The organism is Thermosynechococcus sp. JY1331 (assembly GCF_031583475.1).
Classification (GTDB): Bacteria; Cyanobacteriota; Cyanobacteriia; order Thermosynechococcales; family Thermosynechococcaceae; genus Thermosynechococcus.
The window spans coordinates 1,113,475-1,132,706 of sequence record NZ_CP134180.1 but is presented as its reverse complement, the minus strand read 5'-3'; the positions used below and the strand labels follow the sequence as shown (position 1 = coordinate 1,132,706).

Genomic DNA, 19,232 nt, shown 5'->3' with positions numbered 1-19,232 from the left:
TGATGGAAATTGCCTCCCAAGTAGAGCTGCCCTTTCCCCGCGAGCACGTCTATCGCACCTATCGCGATCGCCTGCCTGAGTTAGTCAACTGGATGCCCAATGTGCGTAAAATTGAGGTGCAAGAGCGCAGGGAACAGCCTGAGATCTTAGAGATGGTTCTGGTCTGGCATGGGGGTGGCGAAATTCCGGCAGCGGCTCGGGCACTGCTGAGTGAGGCAATGCTCTCGTGGACGGACTACACCCATTGGGACGATCGCCACTATCTCACCCGCTGGCGCATTGCACCCCATGCCTTTACCGAGGCCATTGACTGCCAAGGGGAAAATCAATTCATTGCTGTGGGTGACTCAACAATTATCACTAGCCGAGGTCATCTACGCATTGATCCAAAACGCATTCCGGGGGTACCCTCCTTCCTAGCTGGCATGATTGCTCGCGCTGTGGAGGAGTATCTCGGCCAACGCATCGAACCCAATTTTCAGCAGTTGGCAGCCAGTGTCGCAGGATTTTTGCGTGCTCAAGGATAACAATCAGCGATGAAAATCTTGGAGCAAACGGACTATCGCTTGCGCTTGCGGGAACGCCCTTTGCTGAGTTGGTTTATGGGTGGGGTGTTTGCTCTTGTACCTACGTTGATGCTCAGCTTCTTTCCTGTTGCAGAAATTCACTGCCAACGCCAAACCCTACCCTATGAATGTATTGCCACCACAACCTCCTTCGTGAGCCAAGAGCGGGTGAAAATTCCGCTTCCTCTACTACGACAGGCAAAGTTGGAGGACTACATTGACAGCGAAGGCGATCGCATGTACCGCGTTGTTCTTGAAGTAGCGGGCAACTCAACCATATTAGGCGTTGCCTCCTCGGAGCCGGGCGATCGCGCCGCCATGGTGCAGCAAATTAATCAGTTCTTAGCCAATCCCAATCAAACCGAACTTTCAGCGCGTGTGGACGATCGCTGGCTGATTGGGATCATTGCGGGGGTGTTCTTTCTGGTAGGGATGAGTTTCATTTCTTTCGCATCCGTCTTAACACTGGATTTGGATCGGGGCAGTGGCACCTTGACGATTCTCCATGCAAATTTTTTCCGCCGCACTCAGAAGGAATTGCACTTGCGCGCGATCAGGGACATTGCGATTGAAAGCTCCGTGGATGCCGATGGCGATCGCTTCTATCGCGTCGTGGTGCACCTCACTTCTGGCGAGACAGTTCCCCTGCGGCAGTACTACAGTAGCGGCTATGACAGCAAGAAAAAACTCGCTAATCTCCTGCGGCGGTTTCTCTATCTGCCACCTCTATAAGTCGTCCTGCGGGTGTGGCGCTGGCCTGTTGATTACACTGAAGATGATGGCATAATGCATTCACGGTCGGTGGGGTTTTGCCCTCAATTATCACTATGCAACCAACGGATCCAACAAAGTTTACTGATAAAGCATGGGAAGCCATTGTTAAGTCCCAAGATGTGGCACGGGAATATCGCAGCCAATATCTGGAAACAGAGCACTTGATGATTGCCCTCCTGCGCGAAGAAGGACTGGGGCAACTGATCTTTGAACGGGCTGATATTGACACTGAATGGGTTCTCAAGCGGCTGATGGACTTTGCCAAACAGCAACCCCGCGTGCCAACGGGAAGCGAACTCTACTGTGGCCGCAGCTTGGATGCTCTCCTTGATGAAGCCAATCGTCTGCGCCAAGAGCAAGAGGATCAGTTTATTTCGATTGAGCATCTTGTCCTCGCATTTGTGGGCGATCGCCGTATTGGTCAACGTCTGTTCCGCGCTTTGAATTGCGATCGCGAGCAGTTGGCGGCCACCGTCAAAGCCATTCGCGGCGCCCAAAAAGTCTTAGACCAAAACCCCGAAAATAAATACGCTGCCCTTGAAAAGTACGGTCGCGATCTCACCGAAGCAGCCCGCCAAGGTAAACTAGATCCGGTCATTGGCCGCGATGAGGAAATCCGCCGCGTCATTCAAGTGCTCTCGCGCCGCACTAAGAATAATCCCGTGCTCATCGGCGAACCTGGAGTTGGGAAAACGGCGATTGCCGAAGGTCTTGCCCAGCGGATTATCAATGGGGATGTACCAGAATCGCTAAAAAATCGGCGGTTGATTTCCCTTGATCTGGGGAGTCTGGTGGCGGGTGCCAAGTTTCGCGGTGACTTTGAAGATCGCCTCAAGGCGGTTCTCCATGAAGTGACCCATTCCGACGGTCAAATTGTTCTCTTTATTGATGAATTGCACACCGTGGTTGGTGCGGGTGCCAATCAAAACGCCTCGATGGATGCCAGCAACCTCCTGAAGCCGATGTTGGCGCGGGGCGAACTGCGCTGTATTGGTGCCACCACCCTAGACGAGTACCGCAAGCATATTGAGAAGGATGCTGCCCTCGAGCGTCGCTTCCAGCAGGTGTATATTGGCCAGCCCAGTGTTGAGGATACGATCTCAATTTTGCGGGGTCTCAAGGATCGCTACGAAATTCACCACAACGTCAAAATTACTGACTCGGCATTGGTGGCAGCGGCGATGCTTTCGGATCGCTATATTAGCGATCGCTTTTTGCCCGACAAGGCCATTGATCTCGTGGATGAAGCGGCGGCCAAACTGAAAATGGAAATCACCACCAAGCCCGCTGAACTCGAAGCCCTTGAGCGGCGCCTGCGGCAACTGGAGATGGAAAAACTCTCCCTCAAGCAGGAAGAAAGTCTGCCCCTGAGCCAAGTGCCACTGCAAGCCACCCGCGATCGCCTGCAGCGCATCGAAGAGGAAATTGCCCAACTGCAACCGCGACAACAGGCCATGCAAGCCCGCTGGCAAGCCGAAAAAGACCTCCTAGAGCGCATCAACAGCCTCAAAGAAGAGGAAGATCAGGTAAAGCTGCAAATCGAGCAAGCGGAGCGGGACTACAACCTCAACAAAGCTGCTCAACTTAAATATGGTCGCCTCGAGACGCTGCAACGGGAATTGGAAAGCACCGAAGCACAACTTTTGGAACTTCAGGCCGAAGGTGGCACCTTTTTGCGCGATCAAGTCACCGAAGCCGACATTGCTGAAATTGTTGCCAAGTGGACGGGAATTCCGCTGCAAAAATTAATGGCCTCAGAACGGCAAAAACTCCTGCAACTGGAACAAGTCCTCCATCAGCGGGTGATTGGTCAAACCGATGCCGTGGCCGCCGTGGCCGCAGCGATTCGCCGAGCGCGAGCCGGCATGAAAGACCCTGCCCGTCCCATTGGTTCCTTTCTCTTTATGGGTCCCACGGGGGTGGGCAAAACAGAACTGGCCCGTGCTCTTGCCGAAGCCCTCTTTGATGATGAAAATGCCCTTGTGCGCATTGATATGTCGGAGTACATGGAAAAACACGCTGTCTCCCGCATGATTGGCGCACCACCGGGGTATGTCGGCTTTGACAGTGGCGGTCAACTGACGGAAGCGATTCGCCGTCGTCCCTATGCCGTGGTTCTGTTTGACGAGGTGGAAAAAGCCCATCCAGAAGTCTTTAATGTGCTCTTGCAGGTGCTCGATGATGGCCGCGTCACTGATTCCCAAGGGCGAACGGTGGACTTCCGCAATACCGTGATCATTATGACCAGCAACTTGGGCAGCGAGCATATTTTAGATTTGGCCGGGGATGACAGTCGCTATGAGGAAATGCGCCAACGGGTACTCCAAAGTGCGCAAAAGTATTTTCGCCCCGAATTTCTCAACCGCATTGATGACTTGATCCTCTTCCATGGCCTAGGGCGGGCTGAACTGGCACAGATTGCTCAAATTCAACTGCGACGGGTGGAGAAACTCCTTGCGGATCAAAAAATTCGCCTGCGCCTCACCCCGGCAGCGCTAGATCATTTGGTGGCGGTGGGCTTTGATCCAGTCTATGGGGCACGTCCTCTGAAACGCGCCATTCAACGGGAATTGGAGAACCCCCTCGCCGTGAAGATCCTTGAAGAGGTCTTTGCACCCGGCGATACGATTTTGGTAGATTTGGTCAATGGTGAGTTGACCTTTAGCCCTGCCAACCTCGCAGGTGCAGGCGATCGCGACACCGTCACCGCCTCCTCAGCCTTCAGTAATCCACTCGACAGGAAAGAAGCGTGAAAGTTATTACCATTTATCACAACAAGGGTGGTGTGGGGAAAACTACTGTTGCTGTCAACTTGGCAGCTGCCTTTCGTTGTCGGGAAAAGCGGGTTTTGGTTATTGACATGGACTCTCAAGCCAATACGACCTTTGCCACTGGCTTAATGAGTTTTCTGTTTGAAGAGGAGGATACACTGCGGGATGCTCATATCTTCCATGTGCTCAGATATGCCGATGAGTATCCCATTGAAAAAGTGGTTAGGAAATCCCAGTCTTTTAATCACCCAGAGATTGATGTTGTCCCTGCCCATATTGATTTAGTGAGCATTGAAACCCGTGATCTCCTGAAGGAGATTGATGCCATTCATCTACAACTGCTTATGAAGTTAGAAGCACTCAAGGATGCCTACGATATTGTCATCATAGATGCACCGCCAGCTTGGGATCTCTACGCCGAAATTGCCCTGATTGCCTCAGATTATCTCATTATTCCCTCAGATTTTAAGCCCTTTGCCAATCAAGGCCTAAAGTACGTCATATCGTTTGTGAAAGATATTAATCGACGATTTGCAGACTTGCGGGTCAAGTTGGGTAAAAAACCCTTAGATATTGTGGGAATTTTGCCCTCAAAAATTCATGGCCAAACTAGGAATTCAAGTAAGTTTATTGCTGTTCAAGAAGCAATTACGAATAAGTATCCTCTGAAAATTCTAGAGACAATTATCACCGAATCTGTTGACTTATCCAATAGCCTCAATCGCGTGACTGCCAGTGGCGATAGTGAAATACCAGCCCCCCAATCTATTTTTCGCTTTAAGCCCAATTCAAATTCTGCCCGTGAATTCAATGATTTGGTAGATGAACTCAATTGGATCACTCAGTCCTAGTCAGCCCTAAAATGTAATGGTCAATAGCAAACGTATTCAATTGACAGCGATTGAACTGAGCCCTGACCTTGTGCCCGCAGATCAGGGAAGGATAGAGGAACTGGCTAGTTCAATTCTCAAAGCAGGTATCTGTTTTCCACCGCTAGTGGTACGGCGTTTGGGCGATCGCTTAGCCTGTCATCGCTTCAAACTCTTGTCAGGTCATCAGCAGTATTATGCTGCCCAAAAAGCCAATCTTAAAGAAATCAATGCCCTGATTATTGAAGAAAATGATACGCTAGAAATAGAAACTGCAATTCTCAGTCAAATTCAGTCTAACTCCACAATTTCTGAAGTAACAGAAGCACAAAACCAAGAACAAACTACAGAGCCTTTAGCTTTTGACTCACCAGCGAGCAACTCCAACGGAAATCTTACCAAGACACTCCTTCAGCAGCTTCTAGAGCAAAATCAAGCTATTTTTCAGTCCCTAAAAGAAATGGAGGCAGCCCTAGTAAACATCAATGCCAAACTAGATAACTTACCACTGCCACAGGTGTCACCCCCCACACCAACAACAACACTATCAGGCTCCTCGGTAGATGGCAACCAACCTCAGTTAAAAATACGCTTGCTTAATCAAGGCTCCAGAGCCGAAATCGAACAGTGGCTTATAAATGCAGGAGTAGGTGAAACAAGCCGTCGAAAATATATCAAAGAGATTATTGAGTTTCGTACTCAATCTCCCTTTCAGTCTCTCATTCACCTTAAAGAAATTTTGAACCTGAGGCCCCAGACCCTTACAAAACTCGAAAAGTGCCCCGTACCAGCAAGTTTGAGTTTTCTTCACTAGGCCGTGCCAGTTAACCATTGGCCACTGCATAATCCAACTGTTGCTCCCACAGCAAGGGCGATCGCTGGGTGCCATTTGAGGCGCGTAATCGCCACAAGGGAAAAGACCAAGAGCACGCTATTGAGAATGAGACTGACGGGCTGATCGAGGTGGACAATGGCAGGCGCAAGGTTAATGGCTGCTGACAACACCATACCCACCACCGCAGGATTGACCCCTGCCAAAAATTGCTTCACCCGTTGGAGATGCTTCACCACTTGATAGTAGTGGGCAAGAGCAAACATCAATAATAGGGATGGCAAAAATAAGGCCACGGTTGCCAAAAAAGCACCACCAATACCAGCAACACGGAATCCCGCAAAAGTGGCAATGACAGCGATCGGCCCTGGGGTCAATTGACTAATAGCCACACCATCAATAAATTCCTGCTGCGTCAGCCAATGTAACTGATCGATCAACAGTTGTTTCAACACGGGGATCAGGACAAAGCCACCACCAAAGAAAACAATACCCACTTTGAGGAAGGTAAGCACTAGGGTCAGCCACTGAACGGGTTGAGAAGAGGCAGTGGCCATTTGGGCAGCTTGGTGGGGTAGGGTCTGGATCGCTAGGGGTAAGCCAACGAGGGCGGATTTTTGGGAAGTTTGGAGTTTTGTGGTTTTTGTCGGTGGGCTGAGTTGGAGAATGAGACCAATGATGCCGCCACTGCCAAGGATGAGCAAGGGATTGATGTGGGTCAAACTGCCGAGACAGGCCGCAATGGCGATCGCGATCGTTACCGTCGAGCGCACAGACTTTTGCCCCATTGACCAGACTGCTGCCAAGATAATGCCAATGACCACTGGCGTTAGCCCCGCTAGGGCACCTTGCAACGAGGGAATCGTATGAAACCCAAAATAGAGCCAAGATAGTAAAATCACCGCCACCACAGACGGCAGCAGAAAGGTCAGACTACCCAACAGACCACCCCAAAAGCCATGGAGACGATAGCCAATAAAGAGCGCCGTATTGACCGGGAACGATCCTAGGATTTGGCTGAGGGCAACCCCGTGCAGAAATTCATCAATGGCCAAGAGCCGCCGTCGCTTAACAAACTCATTTTCCATGAGGGCGATCATGGCAATTCCACCGCCAAAGCCAATACTGCCCAGTTTCAGAAATACAGCGGTCATTTCCCAGAGATTCAGAGGCAGAGGGGACGATGACTCTTCGATCTCGGACTCCAGCATGGCTTGCTCCGTCGCGATGGCTGTAGCTAATTATATTTTGTTATATTGCCATATAGTTAAATAATAAACAAGAGGGGATGAAGTCAATTGTGGATAAAGTAAAAAAATGTGAAACAAACCTTGACAGAGTCTTAGTACTTAACTTATGATTTTGGCTAAATTATATTAGTCATAAAACTTCTTGCAAAAATTTAGACTATGCTCGACAAGCTCTCTAAATCACCAACCTACCTAAAAACCATGACCGCTATTGGCATCGTGGGTCTAATTGTTACTCTAATTGAAGAAAAAAGTAGTGAAAGTAAAGGAGATACAAGGGCTGTAGACGAGGCTAGGAAACTAAGGGAGTTTATTACCAAAGCTACAGCACGGAGTTTAATCAAATTGCTTTGGAATAACAACAATCTTTAAGAGTTAAGGAACCCTCTCCATCAGTCAAGGCGCCAAGTACTGTATCTTTACAGAATCATTGACCTTAAGTCCCAATTCAGCGGCGCGGCCACCTGCCAGTTCTAAAACGGCATCGACTGGAACCCCAGATTCGTAGGTGGGGCAGGGCAGGGTTTTGCAGGGGGGCGCTGCGGGGGCGATCGCCACTACTTTACCCTCCCTAAGAAAAATCAAGTCCAAGGAAATGAGACAGTTTTTCATCCAGAAGCTAGCCACTTGAGGCGGAGAGATGGGAAACAGCATCCCGCGATCGGGGGGTAACTCCGAACGAAACATCAAGCCCAACTGCTGCTGTGCCGGCGTGCGTGCCACTTCCAACTGAATCCATGTATCGTGAATGCGCGCCTTGGCCGTAATGGGTAGATATTGCGGAATGCCGCGAACCACTTGCGGGGGTGCGGCCAGATCCCCTTGGCTCAGACTTTGACAGCCCAGCAGTAACCCCAACGTGACCAATCCCAGAACCAGCCAGCGTAACTTAGGCTTCACGGAGAACATAGCCCACTCCTCGCACTGTGTGAATCAATCGTTTTTCGCCATCGGGTTCAATCTTCAACCGCAGATAGCGAATATACACTTCAATGACGTTGGATTCTCCCAAAAAGTCATAGCCCCAGACATTTTCTAAAATTTGCTCACGGGTAAGGACTTCGCGGGGATGCTCCATGAGAAACTTCAGTAGTTCATACTCCTTCATCGTTAGATCGATCGTGCGTCCATTGCGCTCTGCCCGCCGCGTCAAGAGATCAAGGGTCAAATTATCAAATCGCAACACCTCACTTTGGGTGACTGGCGGCTTCAGATAAAGCTGAATCATTTGCAAAAAGGGCTTGGGACTATAGGGCAGCAGTAGGTAATCATCGGCACCCGACTCCAGCACCGCCACCCGATCCTCTAGGCGATCGCTCTCCAGCATCAGTAGAATTGGCAAACTAATCCCCTGCTGGCGCAACCGCTGGCACAACTCCATACTGTTGAGCCGCCCCAAATAGCGATCCATGATGATCAGGGCAGGCTCCCATTCTGCGCAGGCCAAGTGACATTCCTTTTCCGTTGTTGCAATCACGGGGTCATAGCCTGCGGCTTGGAGGTCTTGCCCCATGCGCTGTGACAAGGGGTTGTCAGCACAGACCAAAAGTAAACGTGAAGGGGGAGAATTTAGCTCCATCTCAATCATCCCTACTATGAAGATCTTACTTTCAGCTTATGCCTTGTGGGAAAATGTTCAAAAATGCGCCCGTAGCTCAGCGGAATAGAGCACTCGCCTTCTAAGCGATTGGTCGTTGGTTCGAGTCCAACCGGGCGCGTCTAACCTGCTATCGTTGATGGGGAGCGTATTGGAGTGCAAGAATCCTCGCAATGAGTCCTAAATATCGCCGCGTATTGCTCAAATTGAGCGGTGAAGCCCTCATGGGCAACCTGAACTACGGCATCGATCCAAAAGTGGTGCAGGCATTTGCCAGCGAAATTGCTCAGGTGGTGCAAGCGGGAGTTCAAACTGCCATTGTGGTGGGGGGTGGCAATATCTTTCGTGGTATGAAAGGGGCAGCGGCTGGCATGGATCGGGCGACCGCAGACTACATTGGTATGATTGCCACTGTCATGAATGCCCTGACCCTGCAGGATGCCCTCGAACAGATGAATGTCCCTACGCGGGTACAAACTGCCATTGCTATGCAGGAGGTGGCTGAACCCTACATTCGCCGCCGCGCCATTCGCCATCTGGAAAAGGGACGGGTGGTCATCTTTGGAGCCGGGTCAGGGAATCCCTTTTTTACCACCGACACAACAGCCGCCCTGCGAGCTGCCGAAATTGATGCCGAAGTGATCTTCAAAGCCACTAAAGTCGATGGCGTCTATGATGCCGATCCTCACAAAAATCCGAATGCGCGTCGCTACCGCAGTCTCACCTACACCCATGCCCTCACCCATAACTTGGCGGTGATGGACAGTACAGCGATCGCCCTGTGTAAAGATAATGATATCCCCATCATTGTGTTTAGTTTAGAAACGGCCGGTAATATCTACCGCGCCTTGACTGGGGAACCCATTGGTACGATGGTTGGAGGCTCCTGTGAAATTAGCTGATGTCGAAGAGCGGATGCAAAAATCGGTTGAAGCAACCCAGCATGACTTTAATAGTATCCGCACGGGTCGCGCCAACGCGGCGTTATTAGACCGGGTGATGGTGGATTACTACGGCACGGAAACCCCCCTGCGCTCCTTGGCCAACATCTCTACCCCCGATGCAACCACGATTTTGATTCAGCCCTACGATCGCTCCACATTGGCCAGCATTGAAAAAGCCATTCAACTCTCTGACTTAGGATTGACGCCCAACAACGATGGCTCCAGCGTCCGCCTCAATATTCCGCCCTTGACCACAGAGCGACGCAAAGAACTGGTGAAAACTGCCGCCAAAATTGCCGAAGGGGGCAAAGTTGCCATTCGCAACATCCGTCGTGATGCCATTGATCACATCAAAAAAGAGGGCAAAGCCGGCGAACTCACTGAAGATGAAGTGAAAGACTTGCAAGAGAAAGTGCAAAAGCTCACCGATAAATACATCGGTAAAATTGATGCCTTGCTCGCCGAGAAAGAAAAGGACATTATGACCGTATAGGCTAGGTGCCCGGCAAGTGCCGCAGTTCGGGACTCAGGTGCGATCGCTCCGCAAGGGCAAGGAGCAATGGCCCACGGGAGGTATATTCGACAATACTGACACTGGCTACTGGGGCAGCAATGCGATCGCGAAATCGTCCCACATCAATACCCAGAAGACCACAGAGCATAATCCGAATGGTGGCCTTGTGGGAAACCAGCAGAACATTGCCGTCGGGATACTCCCGCTCAATTTCTAAGAGAACGGCATTACTGCGGTAGTAGATGTCAATCCCCCGCTCACCCCCTGTGGGCGCATTCCAGCCCGGATCCGCCAGCCAGCGCACATAATCATCGTGGAACTTGGCATTCACCTCTTCCGGGGAGAGGCCTTCCCACTGACCATAGTAAATTTCCCGCAGACCATCGCGAACCTGCATTTGAAGACCCACGCGATCGCACAAAAACTGTGCCGTGGTTCGAGTGCGCAACGTTGGACTGACAAAGACGGCTTGCCAAGGCAACTGAGCATAGTGTTCGGCAAAGGCCTCAGCCATCGCTAGACCGGCATCCGTTAAGGGTGGATCCAGTTCTCCACAGTAGGCATTGGCGCGACTAAAGCTAGTTTGCCCGTGGCGCAAGAAATAGAGTGTTAAGACCACAACCTTCACCCCATACCGCTAGGGGCAGCATAGTCGAGGGGCACAAAGCTCGTCAACGCTGAGTCGTGTCCAATACACTCAATGTAACGCCTTGGTAATAATGCCCCAAAATTTGGTCGTAGGTGTAGCCCTGTAATGCCATACCGTAAGCCCCCCATTGACTCATGCCCAAGCCATGACCGTGACCCCGGCCAGTAATTGTAAAGGCCACTGGCACACTTTGCCCCCTTTGACTGGCCACGTTGCCATACTCTGGCGTAATCGTCAGTAGGGTACTGCGCAATCCCAACACCCGCCGTAGTTCACTACCTGAAATGGTGCGGCTACCTGCTGTGCCCACCACTTGCACTGCCATGACTCGCCCTTGGGGAGTCAATTGCAAGGGGCGAAAGCCAACGATGGTACCAATACCGGGGAGGCGTTGTTGCAGTTGTGCCGCCGTGAAACGCACCGTCCACTGAAAGTTGGGGGAGATTTGGTCAAAGTCAGGGGTACCGCGCAGGTAGGGAACGGCATTTTGCCAAATGTGCTCTGAATTTTCGGTGTGACCCCCTGAGGAGGCATGGAAGACGGCTTCAATGATTTGGCCATTGTAGGTGAGCACTTGACCGCGTGTGGCGGCAACGGCAGCTAGGGTACTGGCGGTTTCTGAACTGACCCCCGGATACACCTGATGGGTGACGGTGGCACCGACATCAAAAAGACTACCGGGACGACGGCGTTCGCGATCGCGCCGAAAGAGGACAAAGGAACGGGAGGCCACCGCTTGAGCTTTGAGGGCTTCCAGCGGCCAAGAGGGATACATTTCCTTACCCACGACACTGGGCAGATATTCCTCTAAATCCACGAGGTTGATGGCGATAATCCCCTCACTGGTACTCACCAATTGCAACCGCCCGCGATACCAGCGATCGCCCACCCGCACGAGGCCATGGTCTCGAGGTTCGAGGAAAACTTGCCGCCCCCGCACACCCCCTGCTTGTACCCCCGCCCCCGTGAGGACCGCCGTAATATTCTGCTGCGATGCCACTGTCAGCACCCGACCCGCCTCATCCCGTAATTGCGCTGGGGTGGAGCTACTGATTGTTACTTGGCGTACCCGATCTAAAACCGCGACCCGCAATTCCACTGCTGCGGCCGTCAGTTGGAGCAGCAGGCTGATCAAGCAGCCGAGACCCAGCGACTGCGACAGAAGACGCCAACGCACAATGAAGTAAAGCATATTCTACTCCTCAAGTAGGCGGCAATGGTGACGATCCCTAGCGGTGCTCGCGCAGACCACTCCAACCAATGGTAATAAAGCCCACTGCCAATAGAAAACTACGAAGTCCTACCCTGAGACGATTCACAAAGGCTTCCTGTTGCGCCCGATTCACCGCTTCCTGTTGTTGGTTGCGGATGCGCTCCCGTGCCTGACCCGCTTGTTTATCAAGGGCTTGGGGGTCTTTTTGTAACTGCTCGAGAAGGGCTCGTTGATCGGGGGGCAGTTGATTGCTTTTCAGGAGTTGCTCCAGTTGACCGCTACTGGCCAGTTGTTTAATTTGCTGCTGTTCCTGCTCAACCCGAATTTCTGCCTGTGCCGCCTCTTGATTGATTTGGTTGACCGCCTGTTCCGTAATTTGCCCCGTAATCGATAGGTAGAGGGGAATCCCCAGCAGGCAGAGCAATCCTAGCAAACTCGAGAGGACAAAGACCCAAAATCGCCAATCCTTGAGGGCAGGTTCCCCCGGCTCTGGCTGCGTCGTACTGCCAGAAACCGCTTGAATCCAAAAGCCAGTGTAGATAAAGACAAACCCAATCAAGGGGGTGGCACCGCGCTCAATGAATTGGTTAACGACCGTGAGTTGCCACTGGCTATTATTGAACTGGGGAGTAATAAAGAGAATGCTCCACTCGACCAAAAAGGTGAGGAGCAGGATGATTCCCACCAATTTTAGGAACTGAGCCGCCAAGGGGACAGGTCGCTTGGTTGATTTTGAAGCAGTCATGGACTGTGAGTGACTCGTCAACTACTGCATCAACCTTACTGGATTTTGGGGTCGTTGATTCATCTTGGACGCATGGACTCGCCTGTGGCGCTGCTATCTTTGGCTACCTCAACCTTGGTATACTCCAATTGTGCATGGCGCCGATATTGCTAGTTCGCCATCCCTTTGCGCATTGAGGCACAACAAATCCATGGTCATTGTGGCAGTCTTAGCGGCAGGACGAGGCACACGGATGAAATCCTCGCTGCCAAAAGTTCTCCATCCCCTAGGTGGGCGATCGCTGGTGGGCTGGGTTTTGCACCAAGTTCAATCTCTGCAACCGCAACGGCAGTTTGTGATCATTGGTTATGGAGGCGACACAGTGCGGGCTGCCTTAGCGGATCAACCCCATGTGGAGTTTGTCGAGCAGCGCGAACAACTGGGAACGGGTCATGCGGTACAGCAGCTTTTGCCGTACCTCAAGGACTATGAAGGCCATCTTTTGGTACTCAATGGCGATGTGCCCCTCTTGCGTGGGGAGACGCTGGCGAAGTTGCTCGCAGTCCACCAGAAACACAACAATGCGGCCACGATTTTAACGGCACAAATTCCCAACCCCCAGGGCTATGGCCGTGTGATTTGTGACAGTCAGAATATCTTGAAGCAAATTATTGAAGACCGTGACTGCACCACAGCCCAAAAGCAAAACCGCCGCATCAATGCTGGGGTGTATTGTTTCCACTGGCCCCAACTGGCTGCTGTGTTGCCCCATCTCCAATCCAACAATGATCAGCAGGAATACTACCTCACCGATGCCGTCAATGCCCTCAGTCCTGTGATGGCGGTAGACGTGGAAGACTATGAGGAAATTTTGGGCGTTAACGATCGCGTGCAGTTGGCGGCAGCCTATCAAGTGCTGCAAAATCGCATCAAAACTGCTTGGATGCAGGCGGGGGTGACCCTGATTGATCCGGCCAGCATTACCATTGAGGACACCGTGGAGCTGGCTCCCGATGTGGTGATTGAACCCCAAACTCACCTGCGCGGCCAAACCCGTATTGGCAGTGGTAGCATCATTGGCCCCGGCACTTTGATTGAAAACAGTGTGATTGGCGAACGGGTAACGGCTCGCTATGCCGTGATTAGCGACAGTGAGATTGGCCATGATACCCAAGTGGGGCCTTTTGCCCACATCCGCCAGCAAAGCCTGGTTGCCGATCACTGCCGCATTGGTAACTTTGTCGAGCTAAAAAAAGCGCAGTTGGGCAGTGACACCAAGGCCTCTCATCTGTCCTACCTAGGCGATGCCACCTTGGGCGATCGCGTCAATATCGGGGCAGGAACCATTACCGCCAACTACGACGGCGTGCGCAAGCACCCCACCCATATCGGTAGCGGCACCAAGACCGGGGCTAACAGTGTTTTAGTGGCTCCGGTAACCCTCGGCGAAAATGTTACGGTGGCGGCGGGTTCAACGGTGACAGAAGATGTACCGGCTAATGCCCTTGTCATTGCCCGCTGTCGTCAAGTGGTCAAGCCCAACTGGCACCCCAAAGCCTAGCCCGCCCCACAGCAGGGTTCAATGCCCAGCCGCCGCAGGAGCAGATCACTCACCGCATTAGCAACCGCAAACTCGCTATAGAAGCTTTGGGAAAAATCAAACTCTTGCAACTCCGTGACCAGAGCCAAGAGAATGCCGCCAAGATCATGCTCCCCTTCCAGCCGCTGACGGCGGTACACTTGGGCGGCTCGCTGGGCGATCGCTCGATTCACAGCTTCTGGCAAATACTCGGTGTTGAGCCAATCGAGAAGAGCTGCCTCCAACCATGCCGCATCCGCAGTGCAGTCACCACAAGGGGGAAGCTGAATCGGCGGAATCGGGGTACTCATGGCAGAGTCCTAAACTCGTCTGATTATGTTCATCTTATAACTTGAACTAAGCAATGGGCGATACTGGATTCGAACCAGTGACCCCTTCCGTGTGAAGGAAGTGCGCTACCACTGTGCTAATCGCCCTAGTTCAGACAATTCTTAATCATATCTTGGATTGCAGGTTTTTGTAAATTGCCTTAAACAAGGCTGCGGCAAATTTCATCAAAGGTTGCGGCGGGATCCGCTGCTTGTAAAATCGGACGGCCAATCACAAGGTAAGAGGCACCAGCAGCAAAGGCGGCATTGGGCGTCAGCGATCGCGCTTGATCCCCTGTGGCAGTACCAAGGGGGCGAATCCCCGGACAAATTCTCAAGAACTCCTCTCCGCAGCGTTGTTTTACCCGTGCCGCCTCCTGAGGAGAGCAGACAATGCCCGCCAGTCCCGCTTGATGGGCCAGATCAGCCATGCGTTCAACATAGGTGGCCGGATCAAGGGGAATCTGGAGTTCTTGCTGCAGGGTGTTTGCGTCAATGCTGGTGAGCAAGGTCACCCCAATAAGTTGGGTGGCGCTTCCCCCTAGAGCCGCCTGCGCGCTTTTCAGACCCGCTAATCCCGTTGCCGCATGGATAGTCACAAAGTCCACGCCATAGGGGGCGATCGCCCGGGCTGCGGCGGCCACCGTATTGGGAATATCGTGGAGCTTCAAATCGAGAAAGATACGCTTCCCCTGATCCTTGAGGACATCGAGAATAATCGGCCCGCTGGCACAAAAGAGTTCTAGCCCCACCTTCCAAAATTGCACTTGGGGCAGTGTATGAATAGTGGCGATCGCCACCTCCAAATTGGGCACATCCAAGGCCACAATAATTTTGCTGGCAACAGCCTCTTGAGAATTAAACAAGTCTCTTGGATCTCCTCAGACGATTCACAGGGGACGGCGCACACAGCGCAACAACCACAGCGCCACAATAATACCCGTCAACTGAGCGGCAATCGTATTCACCTTCGCCTGAATCACAAAAATCTCCAACGGTTCAATCAGCACACTGGTGGCATAGACCGCCGCCCCTTGGGGAATCGACAGCACCTTGAGCAACAACATGCCCACATTCCACTCTGCGGCAGCCACCGTAAAAATCATGCCCGCAATATTTACCCAGAGACCAATATTCAAACTGCGGATCACGTGCTCCTTGGTCGGGCGTTTTTCTGGGCGATCCAAGCGTCGTCCCAGTTGCGGATAGCGATAGCAGCAGTAAATACTCACGCCCAAAAACACTAGACCAATAATCGCCAGCACTAAGCCCAGTGTGGGACTATTCATGCCATTTTGCGGACGATTGATATTGAATTGGCGACTAAAGATAACAATGATAATAATCAACAGCGAGACAAAGCCAAGGACGACCTGTGTCCAAAAGCCAATCCAGCCAAAGCGTTGCAGTTCACGGCCAAGACGGTGGAGAGGTTGGGTCGTACTTCGATGGGATGGTGGGGGGGCATTACTGGGAAGACGTTCCATGGTCGGGTGAGGAAGAGGGCTTAGGCTTGATCATAGCGAACGGTCATGAGGTGCCGCCAAGTAGGAACACCAATCGCTCCAACTGCCCGCATAGAGCTTGGTTTGATGCAGGCCAGCGATCGCCAGCCCCAAAATATCCACACAGGCGGTTACCCCCGATCCGCAATAGACAATAATTTGCTCAGCCTCAGCCAAAGGCTGCCAGTGGGCTTGCAGTTCCGCCACAGATTTCAGGTGCCCCTGTGCATCGGAGATGGCCTGCCACGGATAATTCACTGCTCCGGGAATATGACCCGCGATCGGATCAATGGGTTCAATTTCACCGCGATAGCGACGGGGTTCGCGGGCATCGACAATTACCGTTTGGGGATCTGCTTGAGCAGCCATCACGCCAGTCCGATCCACCACCCACTGCGAATGAGGATGGGGCTGGAAATTGCCCGGTCGAGGCGAGGGAACCTCAGGGGTTGTCGGATACCCGGCTTCGACATAGGCGCGATAGCCACCATCAAGCACTGCTGCGCGATCGTGTCCCAGCCAACGTAAGAGCCACCAGCAGCGAGCGGCATAGGCAAACCGCGAATCATCGTAGGCCACCACCAAGGTGTCTGGGGTAATCCCCATTTGATTGAGCCGTGCTGCCAACTTCTCTGGATCGGGTAGAGGATGACGCCCGCCACGCTCTTGCCGAGGGCTGGAGAGATCCTGCTCTAGGTCGAGATAGTAGGCTCTTGGAATGTGCCCCTGAGCATACTCCCGTTGCCCGCGGGTGATGTCCATGAGGTCAAAGCGGCAATCCACAATCACCACTGCGGGATCGGCCAAATGCTCAGCCAACCAAGACGCCGTTACGGCATAGGGGGTCATAGCGGCCGTGGGTTTAGGCGCGCCATTTCACTTTGGGCAGAATGTGATTAACATCCACCCGGTCTTTGTACTTGATGGCAAAGTTCAGCAGGGAGTCGAGGAGCGAATCCGACAGGTAGTGGGGTTGCAGTCCCAAATCCAGCAATTTGGTGTTTTTGGCGTTGAAGTAGTGCTCTTCTTTTTCAACACGGGGGTTTTCGAGGTGCTGGATTTCCACCTTGAGGCCGAGGGCTTTACCCGCTTCTTGGACTTTGTGGGCAAGGTCACCGACACTAAACTGTTCTGTAAACTGGTTGAGGACGCGGAATTCACCCGGTGCGGCGGGGTTGTTAACGGCCAATTCGATACAACGCACGGTATCGCGAATATCCAAGAAACCGCGAGTTTGCCCGCCCTTGCCATAAACCGTCAGGGGATGACCAATGGCAGCTTGAATACAGAAGCGATTGAGGGCGGTGCCAAAGATACCGTCGTAGTCAAGGCGGTTGATCAACAGTTCATCCATGCCCGTTTCTTCGGTGAGCACGCCATAGACTACCCCTTGGTTCAAATCGGTGGCGCGCAAGCCCCAAATGCGGCAGGCAAAGTGAATGTTGTGGCTATCGTGAACTTTACTGAGGTGATAGAAGCTACCGGGCTGCTTGGGATAGGGCAATGTATCCTTGCGACCATTGTGCTCAATGGTGATGTAGCCCTCTTCAATATCAATGTTGGGGGTGCCGTATTCACCCATCGTGCCTAGTTTGACAAGGTGGCAGTCAGGGTTGTGGGTATGGATGGCGTACAGCAGGTTGAGGGTGCCGACAACATTATTGACTTGGGTAAAGACGGCGTGCTCTCGGTCAATCATGGAGTAGGGGGCGGAGCGCTGTTCGCCAAAGTGGACGATCGCCTCGGGCTGAAACTCCAGCATGGCGCGCTCAAGGAAGTGATAGTTACAAATATCGCCAATATAAAGGCCAATCTTTTTGCCAGTGAGATCCTGCCAGCGTTGCAGACGGTGCTGAATGGGGGCGATCGGTGTGAGGGTCTCGACACAGAGTTCGGCATCCCAGTGGCGCCGAATCAGGCTATCCAAAATCGCCACATCATGGCCACGATTTGAAAGGTAGAGGGCTGTCGCCCAGCCGCAATAACCATCACCGCCAATTACGAGGACTCTCATGCTAACCGTGCTGAAATCGATAATTACTCCGCCAGCCATTGAATGGCTTCCATACCACGTTACCAGTAATGGGGACATCGGTGATCCATTGGGTTAGAATTCGGGGGCGCGAGTTTCACTCTCAGAAAAGATATGTAATTTAATGGTTTGTCCCGCTAAGTCAATTTGCACAATATCGCCAGAAAGAAAATCCAAGGCTTCTAATAGGGCTTGTAATTGCGGTGTGCTGGCACCCGATTCTTGGTAGAGGCGATCGCTCAAATGGCTGAGGCGCTGCCACGTGGTATAAAGCCGAGCAATGGTGCTTTCCAGTTGGGCGGCCTGCTGCAGGAGATCGGCAACGGTTTGCAGTTGCTCAAGGCGCTGGGCTTCGATCAGGACTTGTTCCAGATCCACAGGGTGGGTCTTGAGGGCTTGAATTTGGGGAGCGGCCTCAAGATAGCGGCTGAGTTGGCGAGCCGTCGCCGTGATTTCCTTAACCGTTTCCACACTGGGATCGCTGGCCAGTTCTTGGGAGAGTTCCTGCTGCTGTTGGGGGGGGAGCTTTTCTAATTCTTTGACTAAGGGGGCAACGTAGCGGGGGGCAAGGGTGCGATCGCTGGCCTTTTGGCGCACCACTGGCGGTAGCAGATCAGAGTGCAGAGCCGTCCATTCCGCTTGGAGTTGGCGCACTTCACGGTGGGTAATGCGATCGCCCGCTGCGGCGGCTTGGGTAATCAGGGCTTGCACCTCAGGATCCGCTGCGGCGGTTTCCAAAAAGGCGCGTTTACTAAAGCGAGAAATGGCTTCGGGGGGCAGGGGACGTTCCTTGAGCAATTCATCGGCGCGATCGGCCAACTGAATCAAATCATCGGCACGGCGCTTACTAATTTCATGTTCCTGGAGCCACTGCTGAAAGCCAATACCCCGCTCATCCCCTTGATGGCGATAGCGATCGCGCACCGCCCGTAGAATTTGCCCCCGCCAGATCTCTGTTTGTAGATCAAAGCGCTCACACACCTGCCACGCTTGGCGCACCTGTTGAAGAAATTCCTCCTCAGAGAGGGGAGTATCCGCAGCCGGAATGGGCAAAACAAAGTCAGGCGTTGGCTCCATTGGTCAG

General features: G+C 52.6%; 20 protein-coding genes and 2 tRNA genes. 9 read left to right on the top strand and 13 right to left on the bottom strand.

Annotation, left to right across the window (positions count from 1 at the left end; genetic code table 11):
- Positions 1-2 precede the first annotated feature (2 nt).
- The 5 genes from RHJ31_RS05345 to RHJ31_RS05325 all read left to right on the top strand — a co-directional run bounded on the left by RHJ31_RS05345 (position 3) and on the right by RHJ31_RS05325 (position 5,794).
- A complete protein-coding gene (locus tag RHJ31_RS05345) occupies positions 3-527 on the top strand; it encodes an SRPBCC family protein (protein WP_302677624.1) in 525 nt (174 codons plus the stop codon).
- A gap of 9 nt (positions 528-536) precedes the next feature.
- Positions 537-1,298 (top strand): hypothetical protein, encoded by a 762-nt coding sequence (locus RHJ31_RS05340; protein WP_302677623.1) that lies wholly within the window; start codon positions 537-539, stop codon positions 1,296-1,298.
- A 95-nt stretch (positions 1,299-1,393) separates the two neighbouring features.
- Positions 1,394-4,093 carry an ATP-dependent chaperone ClpB gene (gene clpB, locus RHJ31_RS05335; protein WP_302677622.1) on the top strand — a complete coding sequence of 900 codons (2,700 nt, stop codon included), beginning with the start codon at positions 1,394-1,396 and terminating at the stop codon, positions 4,091-4,093.
- Positions 4,090-4,962 (top strand): ParA family protein, encoded by an 873-nt coding sequence (locus RHJ31_RS05330; RefSeq protein ID WP_206200120.1) that lies wholly within the window; start codon positions 4,090-4,092, stop codon positions 4,960-4,962. The genes clpB and RHJ31_RS05330 overlap by 4 nt, the downstream gene beginning before the upstream one ends.
- Before the next feature lie 16 nt (positions 4,963-4,978).
- On the top strand, positions 4,979-5,794 hold the full coding sequence (locus RHJ31_RS05325) for a ParB N-terminal domain-containing protein (protein WP_302677621.1): 816 nt from the start codon (positions 4,979-4,981) through the stop codon (positions 5,792-5,794).
- Here the strand turns inward: RHJ31_RS05325 and chrA are convergent.
- From chrA to nblR, 3 genes are all read right to left on the bottom strand, one after another.
- The gene (gene chrA / locus RHJ31_RS05320) at positions 5,791-7,023 is read right to left on the bottom strand and encodes a chromate efflux transporter (protein WP_206200122.1); all 1,233 of its coding nucleotides are present in this window, start codon (positions 7,021-7,023) and stop codon (positions 5,791-5,793) included. The genes RHJ31_RS05325 and chrA overlap by 4 nt on opposite strands.
- A 435-nt stretch (positions 7,024-7,458) precedes the next feature.
- Entirely contained in the window at positions 7,459-7,971 is a 513-nt protein-coding gene (locus RHJ31_RS05315) for a DUF192 domain-containing protein (RefSeq protein ID WP_206200123.1), read from the bottom strand.
- Positions 7,952-8,641, bottom strand: a complete 690-nt coding sequence (gene nblR / locus RHJ31_RS05310) for a response regulator transcription factor NblR (protein ID WP_302677620.1) — start codon at positions 8,639-8,641, stop codon at positions 7,952-7,954. Before nblR ends, RHJ31_RS05315 begins: the two co-directional genes overlap by 20 nt.
- A gap of 65 nt (positions 8,642-8,706) precedes the next feature.
- Here nblR and RHJ31_RS05305 point away from each other — a divergent pair.
- From RHJ31_RS05305 to frr, 3 genes are all read left to right on the top strand, one after another.
- Positions 8,707-8,780: transfer RNA gene (locus RHJ31_RS05305), tRNA-Arg, on the top strand.
- A 52-nt stretch (positions 8,781-8,832) separates the two neighbouring features.
- On the top strand, positions 8,833-9,561 hold the full coding sequence (gene pyrH, locus RHJ31_RS05300) for a UMP kinase (protein WP_206200124.1): 729 nt from the start codon (positions 8,833-8,835) through the stop codon (positions 9,559-9,561).
- A complete protein-coding gene (gene frr / locus RHJ31_RS05295; RefSeq protein ID WP_149819259.1) occupies positions 9,548-10,096 on the top strand; it encodes a ribosome recycling factor in 549 nt (182 codons plus the stop codon). The genes pyrH and frr overlap by 14 nt, the downstream gene beginning before the upstream one ends.
- A gap of 1 nt (position 10,097) precedes the next feature.
- On the opposite strand, the gene RHJ31_RS05290 is transcribed toward frr, so the two are convergent.
- The 3 genes from RHJ31_RS05290 to RHJ31_RS05280 are packed head-to-tail and all read right to left on the bottom strand — an operon-like array spanning position 10,098 to position 12,724.
- Positions 10,098-10,736, bottom strand: coding sequence for a histidine phosphatase family protein (locus tag RHJ31_RS05290; protein WP_206200125.1), 639 nt, complete (start codon positions 10,734-10,736; stop codon positions 10,098-10,100).
- A 52-nt stretch (positions 10,737-10,788) separates the two neighbouring features.
- Positions 10,789-11,958 (bottom strand): SpoIID/LytB domain-containing protein, encoded by a 1,170-nt coding sequence (locus RHJ31_RS05285; RefSeq protein WP_302677619.1) that lies wholly within the window; start codon positions 11,956-11,958, stop codon positions 10,789-10,791.
- Positions 11,959-11,995: 37 nt separating this feature from the next.
- The gene (locus RHJ31_RS05280) at positions 11,996-12,724 is read right to left on the bottom strand and encodes an HpsJ family protein (RefSeq protein WP_206200127.1); all 729 of its coding nucleotides are present in this window, start codon (positions 12,722-12,724) and stop codon (positions 11,996-11,998) included.
- Positions 12,725-12,914: 190 nt separating this feature from the next.
- Between RHJ31_RS05280 and glmU the strand changes: the two genes are divergently transcribed.
- On the top strand, positions 12,915-14,264 hold the full coding sequence (gene glmU / locus RHJ31_RS05275; RefSeq protein ID WP_302677618.1) for a bifunctional UDP-N-acetylglucosamine diphosphorylase/glucosamine-1-phosphate N-acetyltransferase GlmU: 1,350 nt from the start codon (positions 12,915-12,917) through the stop codon (positions 14,262-14,264).
- On the opposite strand, the gene RHJ31_RS05270 is transcribed toward glmU, so the two are convergent.
- The 7 genes from RHJ31_RS05270 to RHJ31_RS05240 all read right to left on the bottom strand — a co-directional run bounded on the left by RHJ31_RS05270 (position 14,261) and on the right by RHJ31_RS05240 (position 19,225).
- Complete coding sequence (locus tag RHJ31_RS05270) at positions 14,261-14,593, bottom strand: hypothetical protein (RefSeq protein ID WP_206200129.1); 333 nt, start codon at positions 14,591-14,593, stop codon at positions 14,261-14,263. The genes glmU and RHJ31_RS05270 overlap by 4 nt on opposite strands.
- Before the next feature lie 54 nt (positions 14,594-14,647).
- Positions 14,648-14,719: transfer RNA gene (locus tag RHJ31_RS05265), tRNA-Val, on the bottom strand.
- Positions 14,720-14,772: 53 nt separating this feature from the next.
- Positions 14,773-15,477 (bottom strand): orotidine-5'-phosphate decarboxylase, encoded by a 705-nt coding sequence (gene pyrF / locus RHJ31_RS05260; protein WP_225901567.1) that lies wholly within the window; start codon positions 15,475-15,477, stop codon positions 14,773-14,775.
- A 24-nt stretch (positions 15,478-15,501) separates the two neighbouring features.
- Complete coding sequence (locus RHJ31_RS05255) at positions 15,502-16,098, bottom strand: DUF3611 family protein (RefSeq protein ID WP_206200130.1); 597 nt, start codon at positions 16,096-16,098, stop codon at positions 15,502-15,504.
- Positions 16,099-16,128: 30 nt separating this feature from the next.
- Positions 16,129-16,965, bottom strand: a complete 837-nt coding sequence (locus RHJ31_RS05250) for a sulfurtransferase (RefSeq protein ID WP_302677617.1) — start codon at positions 16,963-16,965, stop codon at positions 16,129-16,131.
- A gap of 13 nt (positions 16,966-16,978) precedes the next feature.
- Positions 16,979-18,130, bottom strand: a complete 1,152-nt coding sequence (locus tag RHJ31_RS05245) for an NAD-dependent epimerase/dehydratase family protein (protein WP_181494710.1) — start codon at positions 18,128-18,130, stop codon at positions 16,979-16,981.
- A 93-nt stretch (positions 18,131-18,223) separates the two neighbouring features.
- Positions 18,224-19,225, bottom strand: coding sequence for a hypothetical protein (locus tag RHJ31_RS05240; RefSeq protein ID WP_206200132.1), 1,002 nt, complete (start codon positions 19,223-19,225; stop codon positions 18,224-18,226).
- Between the last annotated feature and the right edge of the window lie 7 nt (positions 19,226-19,232).